The following is a 22,827-nucleotide window of genomic DNA, read 5'->3' on the forward strand; positions in this document are numbered from 1 at the left end:
TTCTTAATAAAGGAATTTTATATTTTACTTCTAATATTTAGTGTTATAATAGATTCATATTTTATACGAAAGGATTTCACACGAATGGAAATTCTAAAAGACTATCTCCTGCATATCTGCTTTATTTTGTTTCCTATTCTTCTTTACCAAGTGTTTTGGCTTGGAAAACCTGCGATTCTTGTGCCAAAAATAAACAGCGGTTTGGTCACGCTCTTCGCCTGCGGCGCCTCCGTTTTATGCATTCTTTTCCCGATTCATGAAATGGACTACATACAATACGGCCTTCAGATGATTCCCGTTATCATTTGTTTATTTTACATTAGCACCGCTTCCGGACTCACAGTCGCTGCATCTGCCCTATGTTTTGAACTGCTTTTTTACGAACCTTCCGCAATATTTGTTTTCACTTTGCTGCCTTTTCTTATCATTATCCCAATCCTATTTCAGAAAAAATGGCCATTTATGTCCAAAGCGAAAAAACTGCTGCTGTCATTATTGATCAGCTGCTTGGAGATTTTCCTATTTTTCGCCTCCAGCTGGATTCTTTCCGCCTTGAATATTTTAAATTTTCAAAAATCAGGAATTTTCGTTTACGAGGCGGTAGTCTCAGGGCTTTTCCGCTCCAGTGTTCTTCTATTAAGCATCTATATTATCGAAAGCATCGCCGAAAATATCGCCTTGCGCTCACAGCTTATCCATTCTGAAAAAATGACGATTGTGAGCGAACTGGCAGCGAGCGTCGCTCATGAGGTCAGGAATCCTTTGACAGTTGTCCGCGGGTTTGTCCAGCTGCTTTTTAATGACGAAACCCTGCAAAACAAGTCGAGTGCGGATTACAAACAGCTTGTACTGTCAGAGCTTGACCGGGCACAAGGCATTATCACAAACTATCTCGATATGGCGAAACAGCAATTATATGAAAAAGAGGTTTTTGATTTATCTGCCCTTATTAAAGAGACAAGCAACCTTATGGTGTCGTATGCCAATTACAAGTCAGTAACCGTCGAGGCTGAAACAGAACCGGACCTTTTGATATACGGGGACGCAACAAAGCTGAAGCAAGCTGTCATCAACCTGATGAAAAACAGTATTGAAGCGGTTCCTCACGGGAAGGGGATGATCCGCATATCGGCCAAAAGAAACGGCCATACGATCATGATTAACATCACAGATAATGGGGTCGGGATGACTGACCATCAAATGCAAAAACTCGGCGAACCTTATTATTCCTTAAAAACGAACGGAACGGGACTCGGCCTTACCGTAACCTTTTCCATTATTGAACATCATCACGGGACCATTTCATTTAACAGCAGCTTTCAAAAAGGCACTACGGTGACAATTAAGCTTCCCGCTGATCTTCCTCACTAGCAAATCGCTTGGAACTTTAATAGAATAAATGCGAGGTGATGACAGATGAGCACGTTTGAGACAGGCTCTATTGTTAAAGGATTTTACAAAACAGGTGTATACATAGGAGAAATCACGGCTTGCAGGCCGCAGCATTATTTAGTGAAAGTAAAAGCGGTTCTTACCCATCCCGCCCAAGGAGACCTTCATCATCCAAAACAGGCGGATGTGCCGTTTTTTCATGAGAGAAAAGCGCTCGCATATGGCGAACAGACCAATATTCCCCACCATATGGTGAAGCCTTATGACGGTGAAGTGCCGGATTATACCGAATCTCTGCGGGAGGCGACAGCACAGCTGAGAGCCAAATTGAATGAGGATGGTTCGGAGTGGGCAAAGCGCTCCCTACATAATCTGGACACTTTAGAAAAAGAATATTTCAATCGGCCATAACCCAGTCTGACAAAAGATTGGGTTTTTTACGTCGCGCGCTTGAACAGTTCGGTTAAATCGATTCTTTCGCCAATTGTGGGCGGTTTTGGCTTTTCGAGATACTGCTTATCCTGCTCAACAAGCTTAAAAAGTTTATATGCTGTGAGAGCATCATCAAGCGCTTTATGATGGGTGCCGGTTCCGGAATCTCCATACTCTTCAGCAGCTTTCCATAAACCCGTCAATGTCCGGTCTCCAAAAAAGTTTTTGTATTCAAGCGATAAATCTCTCATTTCTCCCTTAAACGGGAATGGGATATGGTTAAACATACAGTTTTGCTTCAGCACTTTCATATCCATGTTTCCCCACGTAATAATTGTGCTGTTTTTCTCAGGATCAAGCTCGTTTAGTTTACGGATGAGATCCTCGAATCTTATTCCTTCGTCTACCTGTTTTTGGGTGATTTTTAAAAATGTCTTGCAGCGTTTCGTAAGCTTCGGGAACTTTTTCGGTCTCACATAGCTAGAAAACGTCTCAACTACTTCATCATCAATCGACTTTACAATTCCGGCTTCAATGATTTCCGGGAAGAAGTTTTGCGGACTGTACTTTCCGTCGGGCATTGTAAATTCGAAGTCAATAATGAGTAAGCTGTTTGTCGTCACCTTTTTACACCTGCCTTTCCTCCGATCAGAAAATGCTATCTTTATAGTATATCAATTCCCCTTCTCGACATTTCTTCATTTTCTAAAAATAATGAATTTTCCCAGCCGCTTTGTTTCTTTTAAATTGTGAATCGTTTCTTTATAATTAGTAAGGAACCCGAAATAATAAGAAGGTGATGTTATTTCTACCCGCAAGAAAAACTTTGTCATTGTATGGCTGGCGAACTTTTTTGTTTCCGCTAGCACTACGATGATCGTTCCTTTTCTCTCCTTATACATTGAGTCGCTCAGCTCTTTTTCAAACGGCTTTGTGCAAAGATGGAGCGGCTATGTGTTCGGTATTACATTTCTCATGGCGTTTTTGGTATCCCCGTTTTGGGGACGGTTCGGAGACAAACGCGGATACAAGAAAATCCTTATGGCAACCGGAACAGGCATTGCCCTCAGCATTTTCTTAATGGGCTTTGTTACATCGGTGTACCAATTGTTTTTTCTGCGTATGGCAATGGGTCTTGTAACAGGATTCATCCCGACATCTCTTGCGATGATTTCGGCACAGACTCCGAAGAGCTCAGCCGGCAAAACACTTGGCACGCTGCAAATGGGGCAAGTGTCCGGAAGCTTGTTCGGCCCGCTTTTGGGAGGCATGCTTGCTGATCGTTTCGGCTTTACGTATACCTTTTTTATCACATCCTTTGTGATTTTCTCATCTGTTCTTCTCGTATTATTTGGCGTCAAAGAAAAACCTCTTGCAGAGAAAACAGCCAAACGTACGTCTTACTCGAGAAAAGAAGTGCTCTCCTATATTTTTCACCAGCCGGCGCTGTGGGTCATGATGCTGTTAACCATGCTGATCCAAACAGGCAATTTCAGTATCCAGCCGCTGCTCGCTTTATATGTAAATGAGCTGCACGGGCCTGTCAATCTTGCCTTTTTCTCCGGCATGGCATTTTCAGCAACGGGACTCGGAAGTTTGCTTCTGGCTAGAAAATGGGGTGATCTTGGCGACCGCTACGGCCACCGCCGCATTTTAATCGGACTTTTGATCGCCGCTTCTTTCTTTTTTATTCCGCAGGCGCTCGCGTCCTCACTCAGCGTTCTCCTTGTTTTCAGATTTTTGTTCGGAATGGCGATGGGCGGTTTGCTGCCATGCATTACGGCAGCGATCCGCGTTCAGGCCCCCGGCAGCATTCAAGGAGAAGTTCTCGGCTACAATGTCAGCTTTCGCTTTTTAGGAAACGTGCTCGGGCCTCTTCTCGGCGGAATCATATCGAGTCATTTTACGATTTCGGCCACCTTTTATGTCACAGCGTTTCTCTTTTTCGCCGGCGCCTGTATGCTTTGGATCATGCCGAAACTCCAGAAGGATTCCTATGCCAAAGCAAGCTGATTCCGATAAAAAACTGAGGAATCTTCTAAATTTAACCTTCTCGTAATCTCAAAAGAATGGTACGATATGGCTAGAATTTAGGAGAAAAGAGAGTGACCATGTTACGAAAAATAATCGGATGGATTTTGCTCCTTTGCATAATCCCATTGTTTGCATTTACAGTTATCGCTTCCGGAAAAGAAGTCAAACAAATGAAGTCCCTGGATCAGGTGCTTGATAAAAATATTAATCTGAAAGATATCAGCCTTGTTCAGAACAGCTACATGTATGACAGGGACGGCTCCCTTGTCTCGGAAATCGTCAGCGACCACGAAAACCGCGTGCTCGTTCCATTTGACAAGATTCCCGAGGAAGTCAAACAGATTTTCTTAACATCTGAGGACAAACATTTTTACGAGCATAAAGGCTTTGACTTTATGGGAATGGTGCGGGCAACTGCTTCTAACGTAAAAGACAAGAAAATTGACCAGGGCGCCAGCACCATCACACAGCAGCTTTCAAGAAACTTGTATTTGAGCCACGAACGCTCCTTCAGCCGTAAGCTGACAGAGCTCGCGTATTCCTATCAGCTTGAGAAAAAGTATACGAAAAATGAAATTCTTGAAGCTTACTTAAATACTATTTATTTCAACAATGGTGTTTACGGCGTCGGTTCAGCGGCTCAATTCTATTTCAGCAAACCGTTGAAATCTCTCACAGTGGGAGAAATGGCTTTTATCTGTGCTATACCTAATAACCCTACATTATATGATCCTCTCAAGCATTTTGACTACACGAAAAGCCGTCAAGAACGTTTGCTTAAAGGGCTAAAAGATGCCGGGGTCATTACAGACAAAGAGCTGAAAAAAGCCGTCAAACAAAAAATCAAACTGGATGTTGAAAAAAGAGAAGACAAATATCCTGACTACGTTTCCTACGTTAACGATGAATTCACTCAGCTGGTGTCTGAATCAGAAGGCTTTGATAAACGCCTTCAAAAAGCGTCAGGAAAACAAAAAGAAAAAATCGAGAATGAGCTGTCCGCAAGAGTCAGCACTCTGATGAAAGACGGCGTGAAAATTTATACTGCACTTAATCCGTACATGCAAAATCAAGTTGTGGCACAAATGAATTCCAAGCTCCCGTATGCGGGCGTGCAGGGCGGAGCGGCTGTGATTAATCACCAGACGCATCAAATCATTGCTCTGTCCGGCGGGAAAAACTATCAAAAATATGATTTTAACCGTGCCTACCAGGCATACAGACAGCCGGGTTCATCCATTAAGCCGCTTCTTGATTACGGCCCTTATATTGAACAGACCGGAGCGACAGCAAGCAGCACCATTGATGCCAGCAAGTTTTGCAGCAAAGATTACTGTCCGCAAAACTACAATAACCGCACGTACGGCACAGTAACGCTTGATACGGCGTTTAAAAATTCTTATAATACACCGGCCATTAGAATGCTCGACCGCGTCGGCATCCAAAAGGCATTCAGTTATATTGAGCCGTATCATTTTGCCAAACTTGTCAACAGCGACTATCTTCTTCCAGCGGCGCTTGGCGGATTTACAAACGGCATGACGCCTCTTGAGATGACAAAGGCTTATACGACATTTGGCAACAGCGGAAGCTATACGCCGAGCCATGCGATTACAAAGGTGACAGACCTTAAAGGAAAAACGCTTTATAAATGGAATGATAAAGCGACTCAAATATTCAGCGTCCGCACGAACATGCAGCTGAAAAAACTGATGTCTTCCGTTGTGAAAAGCGGAACAGGGAAAAAAGCATATTTCAATGCGCCTTACATCGGCGGTAAAACCGGTACGTCAAATGATTATCACGATATGTGGTTTGTCGGCCTGACAGATACGTATACAATGGGGGTTTGGGTCGGAAAGGATACACCGACCAGCGTTGAATATCTTCACAGCATCAGCCCTCAGCTTTCCATCTGGAAAGGAACGCTGCAAGCTGCTTATTAAAGGATCGGAGGGGATCTCGGGTGACTTCAGAACAAATTCCAAATCGCGTTTTGCTGTTTGACGGCGTCTGCAATTTATGCAATGGCGCCGTGCAATTTATCATTAAACGTGATCCGGACGGATTGATTTCTTTCACATCGCTGCAGTCGGAAACAGGACAAAACCTGCTGAAAAAAAGCGGGCTTCCGACTGATCGGTTTGACAGCTTTGTCTTTATTGAAGATGGCCAAGTGTACACAAAATCAACTGCAGCCATTAAGGTTTTCAGGCATCTGCGAGGCCCATGGCGGCTCTTCGTCCTGTTTTTCGCCGTGCCGAAGCCTGTCAGAGATATGGTCTATTCTTTCATTGCCAAAAACCGCTATAAGTGGTTTGGCAAAAAAAATGAATGTATGCTCCCCTCCCCTTCTATTAAAAAAAGATTTTTACCATAAAAAAATGGCTAGGAAGCTAGCCATCACAGAGTGTCGACAAAAACCTAAAACGGCTTCGTTTTAGGTTTTTGTCATCTTATCAGCGTGAGCGGAGCAGATTTTCACAGGATGTGATGATTGAGGATTCCAGACGCCGTTTCATTGCGTATAGAGAGTACCGAAGCGCAGGTCTGAACGCGAATGCAAGAGTTTGCCGATACGCAAAAATGGCTAGCTTACACAGGTAAGCTAGCCATTATGCTATTATAAAGCTTGATAAATATGAACAGAATACCGATAACAAAGGTAAACCAAAACAGCAGTTCCAATAGAATAAATCCGATTAATGACATGAGAGAAAGCGTCGAATAAATCCGGTATACAGTAAACACAAAGTAAGCCAGTGTGACGACCGCAAACCAGATCACAATCCATATGACGTTTTGCAAGAGCACAAAGGATAAAATCCCGCCGCCCAAATAAATCATGGAACCCATTCTGAGTTTTTTCAGGTTGTTCCCTTCCGGATCATTAGCAAAAAACAGCAATGACAGCTCAGTCACGGTATTTGCTATCAACTTCAGAGCGGACAGAACCATAAAATATAAAAGTGCAAAGGCAGCAAATAACGCAAGCCTGATCCCTTTCTCTGAAAAATAATCGAGCATTCCATCGTACATTCCAAATGAAGACAGCATCTTCAACGCATAAAGTGAAGTTGAGATGGATAAGGACGAACTAAAAAGCAGGATCGCAATCAGCGGAAAATATCCTGTCAAATAAGTATTTTTCATATAAAAAAGTCCCTTTCTATAATCTACCTCATTTATTATGGAGGACTTAAAACACATTGACAAGATAAATTATTCCATTTTTTCTCCTTTTTACGAATTACGGTCCCAAATCTTCACAAAGCAGCATTTTGAGAGTAAAGTAGTACGCAGGAATCATAAAACGTAAGGAAGTTTTATATGAAAAAAACATTAAAACTGCAAACCAGACTCACCATATTTGTTTGTATCGTTGTATTAATCGCATTGCTCATTACATTTTTCACAGTCGGTGCCCAAACGACCAAACGGATTAGAGACCAGGAAAAGGCCACTGCGCTGCAGACTGCTGAAATGGTAGCAGAAGCGCCGATGACAGCCGCTGCTTTAGAAAGCGGAAAAAAACTAAAGGAACTGCAGAGCTACACAAAGCGGGTTCAGAAAATCACCGGCACGGAATTTGTTGTCGTCATGGATATGAACGGTATTCGCAAAACCCATCCTGACCCGAGCAAAATCGGAAAAAAATTCAGGGGCGGTGATGAATCTGAGGTATTAAAAGGGCATGTCCATATCAGCACAGCCTCTGGCACGCTCGGGAAATCGCAGAGAGCGTTCGTCCCTGTCTACGCGGAGAATGGAAAACAGGTCGGTGCAGTCGCGGTCGGCATCACCGTAAATGAAATTGATGAAGTGATCAGCCATAGCTTACGGCCGCTTTACTTCATTATCTGCGTCAGCATCTTCGTCGGTGTAATCGGAGCTGTTATCGTCGCCCGTACGGTAAAAAATATCATGTACGGACTTGAACCTTATGAAATTGCGACTCTCCTTGAAGAACGGAGCGCGATGCTGGAATCGACGAAGGAAGGAATACTCGCTGTCGATGAACACGGCAAAATCAAACTTGCCAATGCGGAAGCAAAGCGGCTATTCGTCAAAATGGGCATCAACACAAATCCCATTGATCAGGATGTAGATGACATATTGCCGAAAAGCCGCTTGAAAAAGGTTATTGAGACAAAAAAACCTCTTCAAGATAGAGACGTCCGCATTAACGGGTTGGAGCTTGTGTTTAATGAAGTTCCTATCCAGCTGAAAGGACAAACTGTCGGAGCGATTGCGACATTCCGAGACAAGACCGAGGTAAAACATTTAGCTGAACAGCTATCAGGTGTTAAAATGTATGCAAACGCACTGAGAGCGCAGTCTCATGAATTTATGAACAAACTGCATGTGATATTAGGTCTCGTCCAGCTGAAAGAGTATGATGATCTTGGAGATTATATTAAAGATATAGCCATACAGCAAAAATCAGAAACAAGTGAAATTATAAATGATGTCAAAAGCTCCGTACTGGCCGGTTTTCTGCTCGGAAAGCAAAGCTTCATACGTGAGCAGGGCGCAAATCTTGATATTGAATGCAACGGTGTCATCCCGAACGCGGCAGACCCATCTGTCATCCATGAACTCATTACAATTATCGGAAATCTCATCAACAATGGCCTTGACGCCGTTGCCGATATGCCGAAAAAACAAATCACCATGTCCATGCGCTTTCATAACAGCATACTGGACATTGAAATTACCGATACTGGAGCAGGCATGTCAGAAGAAGACCAAGCCAAAGTATTTGAACAAGGCTATTCAACAAAGGGCAAAAACCGGGGATTCGGCCTTTATTTCACACAGCAAAGCATCGAAAATTTAAAGGGCCAAATGATCCTCACAAGCGAAAAGAATGAAGGAACGACATTCAGTATTCGCATCCCGTACGAACCGAAGGAGGAAAATCATGATTAATGTACTAATAGTTGAAGATGACCCCATGGTGGGTGAATTAAATAAACGATACTTAAGCCAAATAGATGGCTTTCAGCTGAAAGGCATCGCTTCTTCCTTTCAAAGCGCTCTGCATATTTTAGGCGAGCATCACATCGACCTCATTTTGCTTGATATTTATATGCCGGGGAAAAACGGGCTGGAACTGCTGACGGAATTGAGAGCCCAAAATGAAGCGGTTGATGTGATTGTCATCTCAGCGGCCAGCGAGCTTGACGTGATCAAAAAAACACTTCGTTACGGAGCTGTCGATTATTTAATCAAACCGTTTGAATTTGAACGTTTCCAAACGGCTCTGTCTGATTACAGACGAAAACAAAAGGTGTATTCAACCCATCGCAACATGAGTCAAAAAGAACTCGACGCCGAGCTTTTTCAAAAGAAAGAAGCAACAGAAAAAGTACAGCTTCCTAAAGGCCTGACAAAAAGCACGCTAAAGCTGATCTGGTCCAGTATCCAGTCATTTGAAAATGAATCTTTTACGACAGAGGACTTAGCAAAGCACACAGAAATCTCTCAAGTATCCATACGAAAATACTTAAAATTTCTTGAAGATATACAGGTCCTGAATGTAGAAATGGCGTACGGAACGATTGGAAGACCAGTGTTTCAGTACAACGTAAACAACAGTAACCTTAACGGAATAAAACAATATCTATAAAAAAACGCACTGCTTGCTCCGAGCAGTGCGTTTTTTTGTCATATCTCTTGCCAAGACGCTTGATTGTATTGTTGGTAAGTTATACAAGAATAATAAAGGTTTTTTCTATTTTCGAGCAAATAATTCTAAAAATAGATACTTTTTAAAAAAATGTGCAAATTTCTATTTATTTCTTATAAGTTAAATGATAAATTATGATTGGTTAGTTGATCCCGAAAAACTAAGTCATAAGTCTTACTTCAGAAAAAGATGTCACGGTTTTCCGCCCGGAACGCCTTCCGCATCCTTCTCTTCCCCGCCTTTCGAAGGAAATACTCACACCACGCCTATTCAGGGAAGAATAGAACTGTCTCAGCGCATTCCATTTGTTATTATCAGAAAATTTTATCGATTCTAAGAAATTGTTCAGGACAGCCCATCACATGACTGGCCGGATCAGCTTTGAACCAAATTTTTCTGGGGGGTTATATCTTGAATAAACGAAAAATCGGATTGGCGATGTCCCTTGTGATCGCAGCAGGCACCATATTAGGAGCATGCGGAAACAGCGAAAAAAGCAGCGGCTCCGGCGAAGGCAAAAACAAATTCAGTGTAGCGATGGTTACTGACGTAGGCGGAGTGGATGACAAATCTTTCAACCAATCAGCCTGGGAAGGCATCCAAGCCTTCGGGAAAGAAAACGGTCTGAAAAAAGGAAAAAACGGTTATGACTACCTTCAATCCAAATCTGATGCAGACTATACAACGAACTTAAATAAATTGGCACGTGAAAATTTTGACTTGATTTACGGCGTCGGCTACTTAATGGAGGATTCAATCAGTGAAATTGCTGATCAGCGCAAAAATACAAACTTTGCGATTATAGATGCTGTTGTCGATAAAGACAACGTCGCAAGTATTACGTTTAAAGAACAGGAAGGCTCCTTTCTCGTCGGAGTGGCCGCAGCCCTATCAAGCAAATCAGGAAAAATCGGCTTTGTAGGCGGCATGGAATCAGAGTTAATCAAAAAATTCGAGGTCGGCTTTCGTGCCGGTGTGAAGGCTGTAAGCCCTAAAGCCATTGTGGAAGTGAAATATGCAGGGGGTTTCGATAAAGCCGATGTCGGCAAAGCAACCGCCGAAAGCATGTATAAATCAGGTGTAGATGTTATTTATCACTCAGCAGGAGCCACTGGCACAGGTGTCTTTACTGAAGCGAAAAACCTGAAAAAAGAAGATCCAAAACGCAATGTCTGGGTCATCGGTGTTGATAAAGACCAATACGCAGAAGGCCAGGTAGAAGGAACTGATGATAATGTCACCCTCACTTCCATGGTTAAAAAAGTAGATACAGCGGTTGAAGATTTAACGAAAAAAGCGAGCGACGGAAAGTTCCCGGGTGGCGAAACACTTACCTACGGGCTTGATCAAGACGGAGTCGGCATTTCTCCATCTAAACAAAATCTATCGGATGATGTGATCAAAGAGATCGATAAATGGAAGAAAAAAATCATCGACGGGTTGGAAGTCCCGGCAACTGAGAAAGAGCTGAAAACCTTCAAAGCTGAATAAGAATCGCAGGGATAAGGAGGTCGAGCCCTTATCCCTTGTTTTTCTTTTATTTTGAATAAAGGAGCGGTCAATCAATGGAATATGTCATTGAAATGCTCAATATCCGCAAAGAGTTTCCTGGTATCGTCGCCAATGACAATATCAATCTTCAAGTCAAAAAAGGTGAAATACACGCGCTGCTCGGTGAAAACGGAGCGGGGAAATCAACGTTGATGAATGTCCTTTTCGGGCTATATCAGCCGGAGCGGGGTGACATTCGGGTGCGCGGCGAGAAGGTGCACATCAACAGTCCGAACAAAGCGAATGACCTCGGTATTGGAATGGTGCACCAGCACTTTATGCTTGTTGACACCTTTACAGTTGCTGAAAATATTATTCTCGGGAAAGAGCCAAAGAAGTTTGGCAGAATTGACCGGAAGCGTGCAGTCCAAGAGGTACAGGATATTTCCGATCGATACGGCCTGCAGATCCATCCAGAAGCAAAAGTAGCTGACATATCAGTAGGTATGCAGCAGCGCGCAGAAATATTAAAAACCCTCTACCGCGGTGCTGACATTCTCATTTTTGATGAACCGACGGCTGTTTTGACGCCTCATGAAATCAAGGAACTGATGCAAATTATGAAGAACCTGGTCAATGAAGGGAAGTCTATCATCTTAATCACCCATAAGCTGAAAGAGATTATGGAGATTTGTGACCGAGTTACGATTATCCGCAAAGGAAAAGGCATCAAAACGCTTGATGTCCGTGATACAAACCAAGACGAACTCGCCAGTCTAATGGTTGGCCGCGAGATATCGTTCAAAACCGAAAAGAAAGCTGCTCAGCCGGGAGTGGAAGTGCTTGCGATTGACGGCATCACTGTAAAGGATACCCGCGGATTTGAGACGGTCAGGAATTTGTCGCTTTCAGTCAAAGCTGGAGAAATACTCGGCATAGCCGGCGTCGACGGAAACGGGCAATCGGAGCTGATTGAAGCGATAACAGGACTCCGCAAAACAGATTCAGGAACCATCACCTTAAACGAGAAACAGATCCAAAACCTGACGCCAAGAAAAATCACTGAATCCGGAATCGGACATATTCCTCAGGATCGCCATAAGCACGGTCTCGTCCTTGATTTTCCAATCGGAGAGAATATCGTGCTGCAAAGCTATTACAAAAAGCCGTATTCAGCATTGGGCGTTTTACATAAAGGCGAAATGTACAAAAAAGCGCGCAGCCTGATCAGCGAGTACGATGTCAGAACGCCGGATGAATACACACACGCGCGGGCATTGTCAGGCGGAAACCAGCAGAAAGCGATTATCGGGCGGGAAGTAGACCGAAATCCTGATTTATTAATCGCCGCCCAGCCGACTCGAGGCCTTGATGTCGGAGCTATTGAATTTGTCCATAAAAAGCTCATTGAACAGCGTGATGCCGGGAAAGCCGTTCTTCTCCTCTCGTTTGAGCTTGAAGAAATTATGAATCTCAGTGACAGAATCGCCGTTATTTTTGAAGGACGCATTATCGCCAGTGTCAATCCGCAGGACACCACCGAACAGGAGCTTGGTCTCTTGATGGCAGGAAGCACGCAAAAGGAAGCGGGGAAAGCAAATGGTTAAACGACTCTCTCATTTACTCGTGCCGCTCATCGCAATCATTCTCGGTCTTGCAGCCGGAGCGCTGATTATGCTTGCGAGCGGCTACAGTGTGATCAGCGGATATTCAGCTTTGTGGAATGGGATATTCGGAGAAATCTATTATGTCGGAGAAACCATCCGGCAAATTACGCCTTATATCTTATCCGGATTGGCTGTGGCTTTTGCATTCAGAACCGGACTCTTTAATATCGGTGTGGAGGGCCAGCTGCTCGTCGGCTGGACAGCAGCTGTTTGGGTCGGTACGGCGTTTGACGGACCAGCATATATCCACTTGCCGCTCGCACTGCTTACAGCGGCAGCTGCAGGAGGATTATGGGGTTTTATTCCCGGCGTTTTGAAAGCGCGCTTCTATGTTCATGAAGTCATTGTCACCATTATGATGAATTATATCGCACTGCATATGACCAATTACATCATTTCAAACGTCTTGACAGATCATCAAGATAAGACGGGAAAAATTCAAGAATCCGCCTCCCTCCGCTCTCCGATTCTTGAACAGATCACCGATTACTCACGGCTGCATTTTGGAATCATCGTTGCCCTTCTCGCAGCAGTTATCATGTGGTTTATCATCAACAAAACAACAAAGGGATTTGAGCTCCGGGCCGTCGGGTTTAACCAGCACGCTTCCCAGTATGCCGGCATGAGCGTGCGAAAGAATATCATGACCTCCATGCTTATCTCCGGTGCTTTTGCAGGACTTGCCGGAGCTATGGAAGGCCTGGGAACATTCGAATACGCAGCAGTGAAAGGCGCATTTACCGGCGTAGGCTTTGATGGTATCGCGGTCGCTCTTCTCGGGGGAAACACAGCCATCGGCGTTGTACTGGCGGCATGCCTGCTTGGCGGGCTGAAAATCGGCGCGTTAAATATGCCGATTGAATCAGGCGTCCCATCAGAGGTTGTCGACATTGTGATTGCCATTATTATTCTGTTTGTGGCTTCAAGCTATGCGATTCGTTTTGTCATGGGCAAATTGAAGAAAAAGGGGGCGAATTAAGTGGACTTTGTGCAGATTTTATCTATCATTGTCCCAGCCACACTCGTTTATGCGGCCCCGCTTATTTTAACTGCTCTCGGCGGCGTGTTTTCCGAGAGATCAGGTGTTGTGAATATCGGTCTAGAAGGCCTCATGATTATCGGGGCGTTCACCAGCGTGTTATTTAATTTATTTTTAGGTCAGGAATTAGGTGCCTCCGCACCATGGCTTTCACTCCTCGCCGCCATGGCAGCAGGCGTACTGTTCTCACTGATTCACGCGGCAGCGGCGATTTCATTTCGCGCCGACCAGACAGTCAGCGGTGTCGCCATTAACATGCTGGCGCTTGGGGCAACTTTATTTATCGTCAAGCTGATCTACGGCAAAGCGCAGACAGACAAAATCCCAGAGCCTTTATATAAGACAAAAATTCCTGGCTTGGGCGATATCCCTGTTGTGGGAAAGATCTTCTTTTCGGATGTTTATTATACGTCTATTCTTGCAATAGCACTTGCCTTTCTTTCTTGGTTTATCTTGTTTAAAACACCGTTCGGCCTCCGTATCCGTTCTGTCGGAGAGCATCCGATGGCAGCCGATACGATGGGAATCAACGTATATAAAATGCGCTATATCGGTGTGATGATCAGCGGATTGTTTGGCGGTCTCGGCGGCGGCGTATATGCTTCCACGATTGCGCTTGATTTTACGCACTCTACCATCTCCGGACAAGGCTTTATCGCACTGGCAGCGCTTGTATTTGGAAAATGGCATCCGATTGGGGCGCTGGGAGCCGCCCTGTTTTTCGGATTCGCCCAAAGCTTAAGCATCATTGGATCGCTGCTCCCTCTTTTTAAAGACATACCAAATGTGTATATGCTGATGGCCCCTTATGTCTTAACAATCCTCGCTTTAACCGGCTTTATCGGGCGGGCAGATGCGCCAAAAGCCAATGGTGTGCCTTATATTAAAGGAAAAAGATAAAACATTCTCCCCTGGGAAGATGCTTCTCAGGGTTTTTTCTAATTCAAAAGACCCCCTTAATTTAATTGTTTATTGGTTTTTTAACTTAAAAAAATATGAAGTGTTAACGCTTTCTTGTAGACTGTAACAAACAATACATGGGGGTGTATGACATGGGAGCAATTCCAAAAACGGGGACAATTTCACCTGAGCAAAAAGACCCACAGGGGAAAAACCTGTTTCAAAAAATCTGGGCTTGGGAAATCGGTGTGATTCCTCTGCCATTATACACAGTTTTAGCTGTTATTATTATTCTTGCAGCCTATTACAATGAGCTGCCGGTAAATATGCTTGGCGGGTTTGCCATCATCATGATTCTTGGTGTATTTCTTGGAGACATAGGCCAACGTATACCGATATTGAAGGATATTGGCGGCCCTGCTATTTTATCTTTATTTGTTCCTTCATTTTTAGTCTTTTACAATGTACTGAATTCAACATCTTTAGACGCTGTAACCAACTTGATGAAAACGTCTAATTTCCTTTATTTCTATATCGCTTGCCTTGTAGTGGGAAGTATCCTCGGTATGAATCGAATTGTTTTAATACAGGGGTTTATCAGAATGTTCGTTCCACTGGTTGCAGGAACGATCGCGGCCGTTGCAGCAGGCATTCTTGTCGGATTTATTTTTGGCTACAGTGCTTATGATTCCTTTTTCTTTGTGGTTGTCCCGATTATTGCCGGGGGAATAGGTGAAGGAATTTTGCCGCTTTCAATCGCCTATTCACAAATACTGGGCTCATCCGCTGATGTGTTTGTGTCTCAGCTGGTTCCAGCCGCTATTATAGGAAACGTTTTTGCTATCATATGTGCAGCCTTAATGAAAAAGCTTGGCGATAAGCGTCCAGATCTTAATGGGAACGGACGCCTCGTAAAATCTAAAAAAGCAAATGAGATTTTTAATCAAAAAGAAGCCGAAGCAAAAATTGATTTCAAACTCATGGGAGCTGGAGTTCTGCTCGCGTGTACATTCTTTATTTTCGGCGGGTTATTGGAGAAGTTCATCTTCATTCCAGGCGCGATCTTAATGATTATTTCAGCTGCGGCTGTCAAGTATGCGAATATTCTTCCGAAAAAAATGGAAGAAGGCGCTTACCAGCTTTATAAGTTTATTTCTTCAAGCTTTACATGGCCGCTCATGGTCGGTCTCGGCATCCTCTTTATTCCGTTGGATGACGTGGCGTCTGTGATTTCTATTCCGTTTGTCATCATTTGTATTTCAGTTGTAATCGCGATGATTAGTTCTGGATATTTTGTGGGCAAGCTGATGAACATGTACCCGGTTGAATCCGCAATCGTTACCTGCTGCCACAGCGGTCTCGGCGGAACGGGTGATGTTGCCATTTTATCAGCGTCAGGAAGAATGGGCCTTATGCCGTTTGCCCAAATTTCAACACGTCTCGGCGGTGCAGGCACAGTGATTTGCGCGACAGTTCTGCTTCGTTTTTTCACTTCATAAACAGAAAGAGTTCCGTTTTATACGGAACTCTTTTTTATCTATTTACAATCCGAATATACTCTCGCGGACCAAACGGCAGATCCTTTGATTCCGTCTCACTCATTCTGGCTGACAGGTGATGCTCCAGTAAATACAGCTCCCACTCATCACGAGCAGCCACACTGCTGCGCCCGTCATATTGATTCAACATGAATGCCCCTGTAAATACTGAGCAGAATAAACCTGAGCACATCACTATTTTTCTTTTCACATGACCAGCTCCTTACATTCAGCTTGATCAGGAATGATTTTAAATATACAAATAACCTCTTTTTTGTTAGACTTATTTTGAGGTCAAAAGAACTCATAAAAATCAATTTCAGCAGTTCGAAGCGTGGCAGCTTGCAGAAAAGTGCGATATAATTTGGACTAGGTCGTTTGACCGTATATTTCATACATAGCGCATTTTTCAATTGAGAACGAGAAAAAGGAGGTCTTACTTTGCAGCTCTTACATTTTGCTATTTTATCGCCTTTTTTATTTGCTTTTATCATTCCATTCTTGGCAAAATACGCAAAAAGAGTGCATACGGGCTGGTTTGTGTTAGTCCTGCCCGTCTTGCTGTTTATATACTTTCTCCCCATGATCAGGATGACACAATCTGGAGAAACACTTCGGTCGGTATTAGAGTGGATTCCTTCACTCGGCATTAATTTTACCGTTTATATAGACGGCCTTGGGTTATTATTCGCCTTGCTGATCACAGGCATCGGCTCTTTGGTCACTCTTTACAGTATTTTTTATTTATCGAAAGAAAAAGAACAGCTTGGGCCCTTTTATGTCTACTTATTGATGTTTATGGGCGCCATGCTCGGCGTTGTTCTTGTAGACAACGTCATGGTCCTCTACATGTTCTGGGAGCTTACAAGCCTTTCATCCTTTTTGCTGATCGGCTATTGGTATAAGCGAGAAAAGTCGCGCTACGGCGCCGCCAAATCACTTTTGATTACGGTCAGCGGCGGGCTGTGCATGCTTGGCGGATTTATTCTCCTTTATTTGATAACGGATTCCTTCAGTATTAGAGAGATGATTCATCAGGTTCAATTAATTGCCGGCCATGATTTGTTTATCCCGGCTATGATTCTCATTTTATTAGGTGCATTTACGAAATCCGCGCAATTCCCTTTTTACATCTGGCTCCCTGATGCGATGGAAGCTCCGACGCCTGTCAGCGCTTATCTCCATTCAGCCACTATGGTAAAAGCCGGCATTTATGTAATTGCGAGATTCAGTCCAATTTTCGCCTTTTCAGCCCAATGGTTTTGGATCGTATCCCTCGTCGGGCTCTTTACGATGGTTTGGGGCTCATTCCATGCCGTGAAACAAACTGATTTAAAATCGATTTTGGCGTTTTCAACCGTCAGCCAGCTCGGAATGATCATCTCTATGCTCGGAGCCAGCGCTGCAGCCCTTCATTACGGCCATACAGAATATTATACAGTTGCCGCCATGGCTGCCATTTTCCATTTAATCAACCATGCTACCTTTAAAGGAAGCTTGTTTATGGCAGTCGGGATTATCGATCACGAAACAGGCACACGGGATATCCGAAAGCTAGGCGGCCTGATGGCGATTATGCCGATTACGTTTACCATTTCTTTAATCGGAACATTTTCAATGGCCGGACTTCCGCCGTTTAACGGATTCTTGAGTAAAGAAATGTTTTTCACAAGCATGCTTCGCGTAGCACATTTTGATCTGTTCAACGTGCAGACATGGGGCATTCTGTTCCCTGTTCTCGCCTGGATCGGAAGTGTATTTACGTTTATCTACAGCATGAAATTGCTGTTTAAAACATTCAGAGGAAATTACCAGCCTGAGCAGCTTGAAAAACCGGCTCACGAAGCGCCTGTCGGCATGCTCGTATCGCCGGTCATTCTTGTCGCTTTGGCTGTCAGTCTCTTCTTTTTCCCAAATATCTTGTCGTACAGCCTGATAGAGCCTGCGATGAACTCAATCTATCCGACACTGCTGGACGGCCATGAGAAATTCCACGTTCACATTTCACAGTGGCATGGGGTTACAACGGAATTGCTCATGACTGCGGGTATTGTTGTGATCGGAACAATCGGTTATTTATCCCTGAATAAGTGGAAGGGAATCTATAAACTGTTTCCTTCAAAACTCACACTCAACCGGTTATACGATAAGCTTTTAACTCTGATGGAGAAAGGCTCTTACCGGGTCACAAAACAATATATGACCGGGTTTTTAAGAGATTATTTGCTGTATATCTTCGCTGGTTTCATCATTCTGATGGGCGGAGCTTTTGTCATCAAAGGCGGATTTTCCTTTACAACAGAAGGCATGGCTAAAATCGGCGTATACGAAATCATTTTGACGCTTGTCATGATCAGCGCCACAGTGGCGACTGTTTTTGCCAGGTCAAGACTGACGGCGATCATTTCACTTGGTGTTGTCGGTTATGCGCTTGCATTGTTTTTTGTCATTTTCAGAGCGCCGGACTTGGCATTGACTCAGCTTGTCATTGAAACGATTTCTGTGGCACTGTTTCTGCTTTGCTTCTATCATTTGCCGAAACTGAGATTGAAAACAAAAACGAGAACGTTCCGGATGACAAATTTTATCATTTCTTTAGGAGTTGGGACGATCGTTACTCTGCTCGGCATCGCATCCTCAAGCCAGCGGACAAAAGACAGCATTGCATCCTTCTTTGTAAAACACAGCCACGATCTCGGCGGAGGGGACAATGTCGTCAATGTCATCCTCGTTGATTTCAGGGGATTTGATACAATGTTTGAAATTACGGTATTAACAATAGCCGCTCTCGGCATTTACAGCATGATTAAAACAAAAGTAAAAGAGGAGGGGAAAAGCGGTGAATGAACAAAAAACAAATGACTTAATTCTTCAGACTGCGACAAAACTTGTATCCTTTATCATTTTGCTTTTCTCTTTCTATTTATTTTTATCAGGGCATAACGCGCCCGGAGGAGGCTTTGTCGGCGGACTGATCACGTCCTCTTCCATCGTTCTATTGCTCCTGGCATATGATTTAAAAACCGTGCGTTCCCTTTTGCCGGTTAATTTCATTTATGTCGCGGGAGCCGGCCTTCTGCTCGCTGTATTAACAGGCGTTGGCTCCTTTGTCTTCGGGGCTCCTTTTTTAACCCACACATTCGGATACTTTCAGCTGCCGATCTTTGGGAAAACGGAGCTCGCCACGGCGACGATATTTGATTTAGGCGTTTATCTTGTTGTCGTAGGCATTACGATGACCATTATTCAAACGATTGGAGAGGAAGAATAATGGAAATCTTAATGGCTGTTTTAGCCGGTATTATTTTCATGGCTGCTACGTATTTGCTGCTGTCTAAAAGCCTGCTTCGCGTCATTATCGGAACAGCACTGTTAAGCCATGGCGTTCATTTAATGCTTTTGACTATGGGAGGATTAAAGAAAGGCGCCGCTCCGATATTAAGCGAGCATGCCAAATCATTTGTCGATCCGCTTCCGCAAGCCCTGATTTTGACGGCAATTGTCATTTCATTTGGCGTTACATCATTCATCCTGGTCATGGCCTTTCGCGCTTATCAGGAATTGAAATCGGACGATATGGATCAAATGAGGGGAAATGATCAACATGAATAATTTTGTTATTTTGCCAATCCTGATCCCGCTTCTGTCGGCCATTCTGCTGATTTTCATGACGAAAAATCTTATGCTCATGCGGATCTTCAGCACTGCGGCATCGGCTATCGGGATTGTGATCAGCGGCATACTTGTACAGACTGTCTTCACAAAAGGTATCCAAACACTTAGCTTAGGCGGCTGGAAAGCACCGTACGGCATTGTGCTCGTCGCAGACCAATTCGCCAGCCTGCTCGTTCTCACAACAGCGGTCATCGGTTTATTGGTTGGGCTTTATTCCTTCCGTTCCGTCGGTGAAAAACGTGAGCGTTCCTTTTATTACTCCGGCGTGCAGTTCTTGCTTGCCGGCGTCAGCGGGGCGTTTTTAACAGGCGATTTATTTAATATGTACGTATTTTTTGAGCTTCTGCTCATTGCTTCCTATATGCTGATTGTATTAGGCGGCACAAAAATTCAGCTGCGGGAATCCCTTAAATATATTGTGTTTAATATCGTATCGTCTGCCCTGTTCGTCATAGGTGTCGGGTTTTTATACGCGGTAACAGGCACGTTAAACATGGCGGATCTTAGCGTAAAAATCACTGAATCTGGACAAACCGGGCTGATCACTGTGATTGGTGTCCTGCTGCTTTTGGTATTTGGCATGAAGGGCGGAATCTTCCCCCTCTACTTTTGGCTTCCAGGCTCTTATTACGCGCCTCCGGCGGCAATCTCCGCATTGTTCGGCGCTTTGCTGACAAAAGTCGGATTATATGCGATTACGAGGGTTTTCACATTGATTTTTATTCACGATACAGCCTTTACCCATCAGCTGATGATTTGGCTGGCGGCGCTGACTGTGATTTTCGGTGTAATCGGTTCACTCGCTTATTCAGATGTCATGAAAATTGTGATCTATAACATTATTACCGCTGTCGGCGTGATTTTGTTTGGTGTGGCAGTACACACCCCCGCATCCATTCAAGGCGCCATTTATTATCTGATTCACGATATGCTGATTAAGGGCGCTTTGTTTATGCTGGCGGGCACGCTGATCGCATTGACTGGAACTGCGAGCCTGCATAAAATGGGCGGACTGATCAAACGTTACCCTGTTCTTGGATGGATGTTTTTCATTTCCGCTATTTCTCTTGCTGGCATTCCGCCACTGAGCGGATTTGTCGGCAAATTTAAAATTGCGGAGGGCGGCTTCGCAGAAGGTGAATTTACGATATCCATGCTGATTCTGCTTTCGAGTCTGCTTGTCCTGTACTCTGTGCTGCGGATCTTTATACATGCGTTTTGGGGCGAAGAAAAAGAAACGCCAAAACCAAATCATCGAACAGCTAAAGGGCTTCTTTATCCGGCAGCTATTTTTCTCTTGCTGTCTCTTCTCTTCGGATTGGGTACAGAATGGGTGTCGCCTTACGTTGATCAAGCGGCCGAGACGCTGCTGAATCCGGAAAAATATATTGAAGCTGTTCTGAAGGAGTAGATCGCATGGCATTTCAAATTTTATTAAATGTGTTTCTCGCTTTTTGCTGGATGTTCTTAAGCAACAGTCCAAGCGCCGCAGGATTCATTACAGGCTATATTCTGGGAATGCTCTCTCTCTTTTTCTTCCGGCGCTTTTTCACTCGCCAGTTTTATCTATGGAAAATGTTTTCTATCATCAAGCTCTGTTTCATTTTTATAAAGGAACTGTACCTTGCCAATGTCAGCGTGATGAAGTCCGTTTTATCACCAAAAATGAATATCAGACCGGGCATTTTTGCTTTTAAAACTGAACTGACGAAAGATTGGGAAATCACCCTGCTTTCCCTGCTCATTACATTAACGCCGGGAACCTTGGTGATGGATATTTCTGATGACAGAACAATACTTTATATTCATGCAATGGATATCGAGGATGCGGAAAAAGCGATTTTTGATATTCGGGAGTCTTTTGAAAAAGCCATACAGGAGGTGAGCCGCTGATGTTTACGCTGATCCTGCAAATCGCGCTCGGCATTATGGCAGTGTCTACCTTTTTGTATGTCATTCGTGTCATTAAAGGGCCGACTGTGCCCGACCGGGTCGTGGCTCTGGATGCTATCGGCATCAATCTGATCGCGATCACGGCGCTTGTCTCCATTTTGCTGAAAACAAGTGCGTTTTTGGATATTATTTTGCTGCTGGGGATTTTATCATTTATCGGAACAATTGCATTTTCCAAGTTCCTGGAGAAAGGAGAGATTATCGAAAATGATCGAAACCGCTAAGGTCGTTGTAGCTGTATTCATATTGCTTGGCGCTCTTGTATGCCTCATTGCATCATTCGGAGTGCTTCGCCTTCCAGATGTGTTTACACGCTCTCATGCTGCTTCTAAAGGCTCAACATTGGGGGTCAATATGATTCTGCTCGGTGTCTTCTTTTATTTGTGGTTTGTGTCAGGGGAACTCTCCGCAAAAATCCTGCTTGGAATTCTATTTATCTTTATTACGTCGCCTATCGGCGGACACTTGATCTGCCGTGCTGCGTATAACTCCGGCGTCAAGCTTGATGAGAGAAGTGTGCAGGATGACTATAACGGAATCAGAAACTTTGTGATAAAACGAAAAAAGGATTCTTATTTATAAAAATAAGCAGCCGGACAGGCAGAGTTCCGGCTGTTTTTTTATTTCTTGATGACAGCCAGCGTGCATCTGGATATACAGATTAACCTCTCTTGCTCGTCATATATGTGAATATGATAGACAATCGTCATTCTGCCTACATGAACGGGCTCGGCTACCGCCTTTACCGTTCCTTCCTTAACAGATTTTAAATGGTTGGCGTTAATCTCCAAACCAACACAAGCTTGCGTTGTATGATCAATCAGGTTCTGTGCACCTGCGCTCGCCGCGGTTTCCGCCAGGGCCACTGAAGCGCCTCCATGCAAATATCCGAACGGCTGTACCGTCCGATGATCCACCGGCATGACCGCAACGCATCGTTCCGCAGTGTTTTCAACAATCTCAATACCAAGCGCTTCAAGCAATGTGTGCTTCATATCCATCTCTACACCCCCC

General features: G+C 44.1%; 24 protein-coding genes. 19 read left to right on the top strand and 5 right to left on the bottom strand.

All coding sequences use genetic code 11. The features are described 5' to 3' along the window. Nucleotides 1-84: 84 nt before the first annotated feature. Nucleotides 85-1,371: a sporulation sensor histidine kinase KinB gene (gene kinB / locus MY9_RS15765; RefSeq protein WP_014665169.1), complete on the top strand. Its 1,287-nt coding sequence runs from the start codon at nucleotides 85-87 to the stop codon at nucleotides 1,369-1,371. 45 nt (nucleotides 1,372-1,416) lie between these two features. Next, the gene (gene kapB / locus MY9_RS15770) at nucleotides 1,417-1,803 is read left to right on the top strand and encodes a kinase-associated lipoprotein KapB (protein ID WP_014665170.1); all 387 of its coding nucleotides are present in this window, start codon (nucleotides 1,417-1,419) and stop codon (nucleotides 1,801-1,803) included. A gap of 26 nt (nucleotides 1,804-1,829) precedes the next feature. Here kapB and kapD read toward each other — a convergent pair whose 3' ends face one another. Together kapD and MY9_RS21970 are read right to left on the bottom strand one after the other, a co-directional pair. After that, on the bottom strand, nucleotides 1,830-2,447 hold the full coding sequence (kapD, locus tag MY9_RS15775) for a 3'-5' exonuclease KapD (RefSeq protein WP_014665171.1): 618 nt from the start codon (nucleotides 2,445-2,447) through the stop codon (nucleotides 1,830-1,832). Between the two features lie 75 nt (nucleotides 2,448-2,522). After that, complete coding sequence (locus MY9_RS21970) at nucleotides 2,523-2,726, bottom strand: hypothetical protein (RefSeq protein WP_014665172.1); 204 nt, start codon at nucleotides 2,724-2,726, stop codon at nucleotides 2,523-2,525. Here MY9_RS21970 and MY9_RS15785 point away from each other — a divergent pair. The 3 genes from MY9_RS15785 (at nucleotide 2,629) to MY9_RS15795 (ending at nucleotide 6,238) form a co-directional block, all read left to right on the top strand. Then, on the top strand, nucleotides 2,629-3,837 hold the full coding sequence (locus MY9_RS15785; protein WP_081483641.1) for a multidrug efflux MFS transporter: 1,209 nt from the start codon (nucleotides 2,629-2,631) through the stop codon (nucleotides 3,835-3,837). The genes MY9_RS21970 and MY9_RS15785 overlap by 98 nt on opposite strands. 92 nt (nucleotides 3,838-3,929) lie before the next feature. Next, nucleotides 3,930-5,804 carry a transglycosylase domain-containing protein gene (locus tag MY9_RS15790; protein WP_080478269.1) on the top strand — a complete coding sequence of 625 codons (1,875 nt, stop codon included), beginning with the start codon at nucleotides 3,930-3,932 and terminating at the stop codon, nucleotides 5,802-5,804. A gap of 20 nt (nucleotides 5,805-5,824) precedes the next feature. After that, complete coding sequence (locus tag MY9_RS15795; RefSeq protein ID WP_014665175.1) at nucleotides 5,825-6,238, top strand: thiol-disulfide oxidoreductase DCC family protein; 414 nt, start codon at nucleotides 5,825-5,827, stop codon at nucleotides 6,236-6,238. Between the two features lie 215 nt (nucleotides 6,239-6,453). Here the strand turns inward: MY9_RS15795 and MY9_RS15800 are convergent, their stop codons facing one another. After that, nucleotides 6,454-7,011 (bottom strand): YufK family protein, encoded by a 558-nt coding sequence (locus tag MY9_RS15800; RefSeq protein ID WP_014665176.1) that lies wholly within the window; start codon nucleotides 7,009-7,011, stop codon nucleotides 6,454-6,456. Nucleotides 7,012-7,188: 177 nt separating this feature from the next. On the opposite strand from MY9_RS15800, the gene maeL reads away from it, so the two are divergent. From maeL to maeN, 7 genes are all read left to right on the top strand, one after another. Next, complete coding sequence (gene maeL / locus MY9_RS15805) at nucleotides 7,189-8,790, top strand: two-component system sensor histidine kinase MaeL (RefSeq protein ID WP_014665177.1); 1,602 nt, start codon at nucleotides 7,189-7,191, stop codon at nucleotides 8,788-8,790. Beyond that, nucleotides 8,783-9,490 carry a two-component system response regulator MaeM gene (gene maeM, locus MY9_RS15810; RefSeq protein WP_014477821.1) on the top strand — a complete coding sequence of 236 codons (708 nt, stop codon included), beginning with the start codon at nucleotides 8,783-8,785 and terminating at the stop codon, nucleotides 9,488-9,490. The genes maeL and maeM overlap by 8 nt, the downstream gene beginning before the upstream one ends. 471 nt (nucleotides 9,491-9,961) lie before the next feature. Then, entirely contained in the window at nucleotides 9,962-11,041 is a 1,080-nt protein-coding gene (nupN, locus tag MY9_RS15815; protein WP_014665178.1) for a guanosine ABC transporter substrate-binding protein NupN, read from the top strand. Between the two features lie 74 nt (nucleotides 11,042-11,115). Beyond that, complete coding sequence (gene nupO / locus MY9_RS15820) at nucleotides 11,116-12,648, top strand: guanosine ABC transporter ATP-binding protein NupO (protein ID WP_014665179.1); 1,533 nt, start codon at nucleotides 11,116-11,118, stop codon at nucleotides 12,646-12,648. Then, nucleotides 12,641-13,687: a guanosine ABC transporter permease NupP gene (gene nupP, locus MY9_RS15825; RefSeq protein ID WP_014665180.1), complete on the top strand. Its 1,047-nt coding sequence runs from the start codon at nucleotides 12,641-12,643 to the stop codon at nucleotides 13,685-13,687. Before nupO ends, nupP begins: the two co-directional genes overlap by 8 nt. Beyond that, nucleotides 13,688-14,647 carry a guanosine ABC transporter permease NupQ gene (nupQ, locus tag MY9_RS15830; RefSeq protein WP_014665181.1) on the top strand — a complete coding sequence of 320 codons (960 nt, stop codon included), beginning with the start codon at nucleotides 13,688-13,690 and terminating at the stop codon, nucleotides 14,645-14,647. Between the two features lie 152 nt (nucleotides 14,648-14,799). Beyond that, nucleotides 14,800-16,146: a sodium/malate symporter MaeN gene (gene maeN / locus MY9_RS15835; RefSeq protein ID WP_014665182.1), complete on the top strand. Its 1,347-nt coding sequence runs from the start codon at nucleotides 14,800-14,802 to the stop codon at nucleotides 16,144-16,146. 34 nt (nucleotides 16,147-16,180) lie between these two features. On the opposite strand, the gene MY9_RS15840 is transcribed toward maeN, so the two are convergent. Then, nucleotides 16,181-16,396, bottom strand: a complete 216-nt coding sequence (locus tag MY9_RS15840) for a hypothetical protein (protein ID WP_041521413.1) — start codon at nucleotides 16,394-16,396, stop codon at nucleotides 16,181-16,183. A gap of 230 nt (nucleotides 16,397-16,626) precedes the next feature. Here MY9_RS15840 and MY9_RS15845 point away from each other — a divergent pair, with 230 nt between their 5' ends. Genes MY9_RS15845 through mnhG form a run of 7 tightly spaced genes read left to right on the top strand, consistent with a single transcriptional unit; the run spans nucleotide 16,627 to nucleotide 22,395 of the window. Next, entirely contained in the window at nucleotides 16,627-19,032 is a 2,406-nt protein-coding gene (locus MY9_RS15845; RefSeq protein ID WP_014665184.1) for a Na+/H+ antiporter subunit A, read from the top strand. Then, nucleotides 19,025-19,456, top strand: a complete 432-nt coding sequence (locus MY9_RS15850; RefSeq protein WP_014665185.1) for a Na(+)/H(+) antiporter subunit B — start codon at nucleotides 19,025-19,027, stop codon at nucleotides 19,454-19,456. Before MY9_RS15845 ends, MY9_RS15850 begins: the two co-directional genes overlap by 8 nt. Beyond that, on the top strand, nucleotides 19,456-19,797 hold the full coding sequence (locus tag MY9_RS15855) for a Na(+)/H(+) antiporter subunit C (protein ID WP_003220730.1): 342 nt from the start codon (nucleotides 19,456-19,458) through the stop codon (nucleotides 19,795-19,797). Before MY9_RS15850 ends, MY9_RS15855 begins: the two co-directional genes overlap by 1 nt. Then, a complete protein-coding gene (locus tag MY9_RS15860) occupies nucleotides 19,790-21,271 on the top strand; it encodes a Na+/H+ antiporter subunit D (protein ID WP_040081971.1) in 1,482 nt (493 codons plus the stop codon). The genes MY9_RS15855 and MY9_RS15860 overlap by 8 nt, the downstream gene beginning before the upstream one ends. A 5-nt stretch (nucleotides 21,272-21,276) precedes the next feature. Further along, nucleotides 21,277-21,753 carry a Na+/H+ antiporter subunit E gene (locus MY9_RS15865; RefSeq protein ID WP_014665187.1) on the top strand — a complete coding sequence of 159 codons (477 nt, stop codon included), beginning with the start codon at nucleotides 21,277-21,279 and terminating at the stop codon, nucleotides 21,751-21,753. Further along, nucleotides 21,753-22,037, top strand: a complete 285-nt coding sequence (locus MY9_RS15870) for a Na(+)/H(+) antiporter subunit F1 (protein ID WP_003228814.1) — start codon at nucleotides 21,753-21,755, stop codon at nucleotides 22,035-22,037. The genes MY9_RS15865 and MY9_RS15870 overlap by 1 nt, the downstream gene beginning before the upstream one ends. Continuing rightward, complete coding sequence (gene mnhG / locus MY9_RS15875) at nucleotides 22,021-22,395, top strand: monovalent cation/H(+) antiporter subunit G (protein ID WP_014665188.1); 375 nt, start codon at nucleotides 22,021-22,023, stop codon at nucleotides 22,393-22,395. The genes MY9_RS15870 and mnhG overlap by 17 nt, the downstream gene beginning before the upstream one ends. Before the next feature lie 38 nt (nucleotides 22,396-22,433). Here the strand turns inward: mnhG and MY9_RS15880 are convergent, their stop codons facing one another. Continuing rightward, nucleotides 22,434-22,814 (bottom strand): hotdog fold thioesterase, encoded by a 381-nt coding sequence (locus MY9_RS15880; protein ID WP_014665189.1) that lies wholly within the window; start codon nucleotides 22,812-22,814, stop codon nucleotides 22,434-22,436. Nucleotides 22,815-22,827 lie beyond the last annotated feature (13 nt).

Origin of the sequence: Bacillus sp. JS (genome assembly GCF_000259365.1) — a bacterium.
GTDB lineage: Bacteria > Bacillota > Bacilli > Bacillales > Bacillaceae > Bacillus > Bacillus stercoris.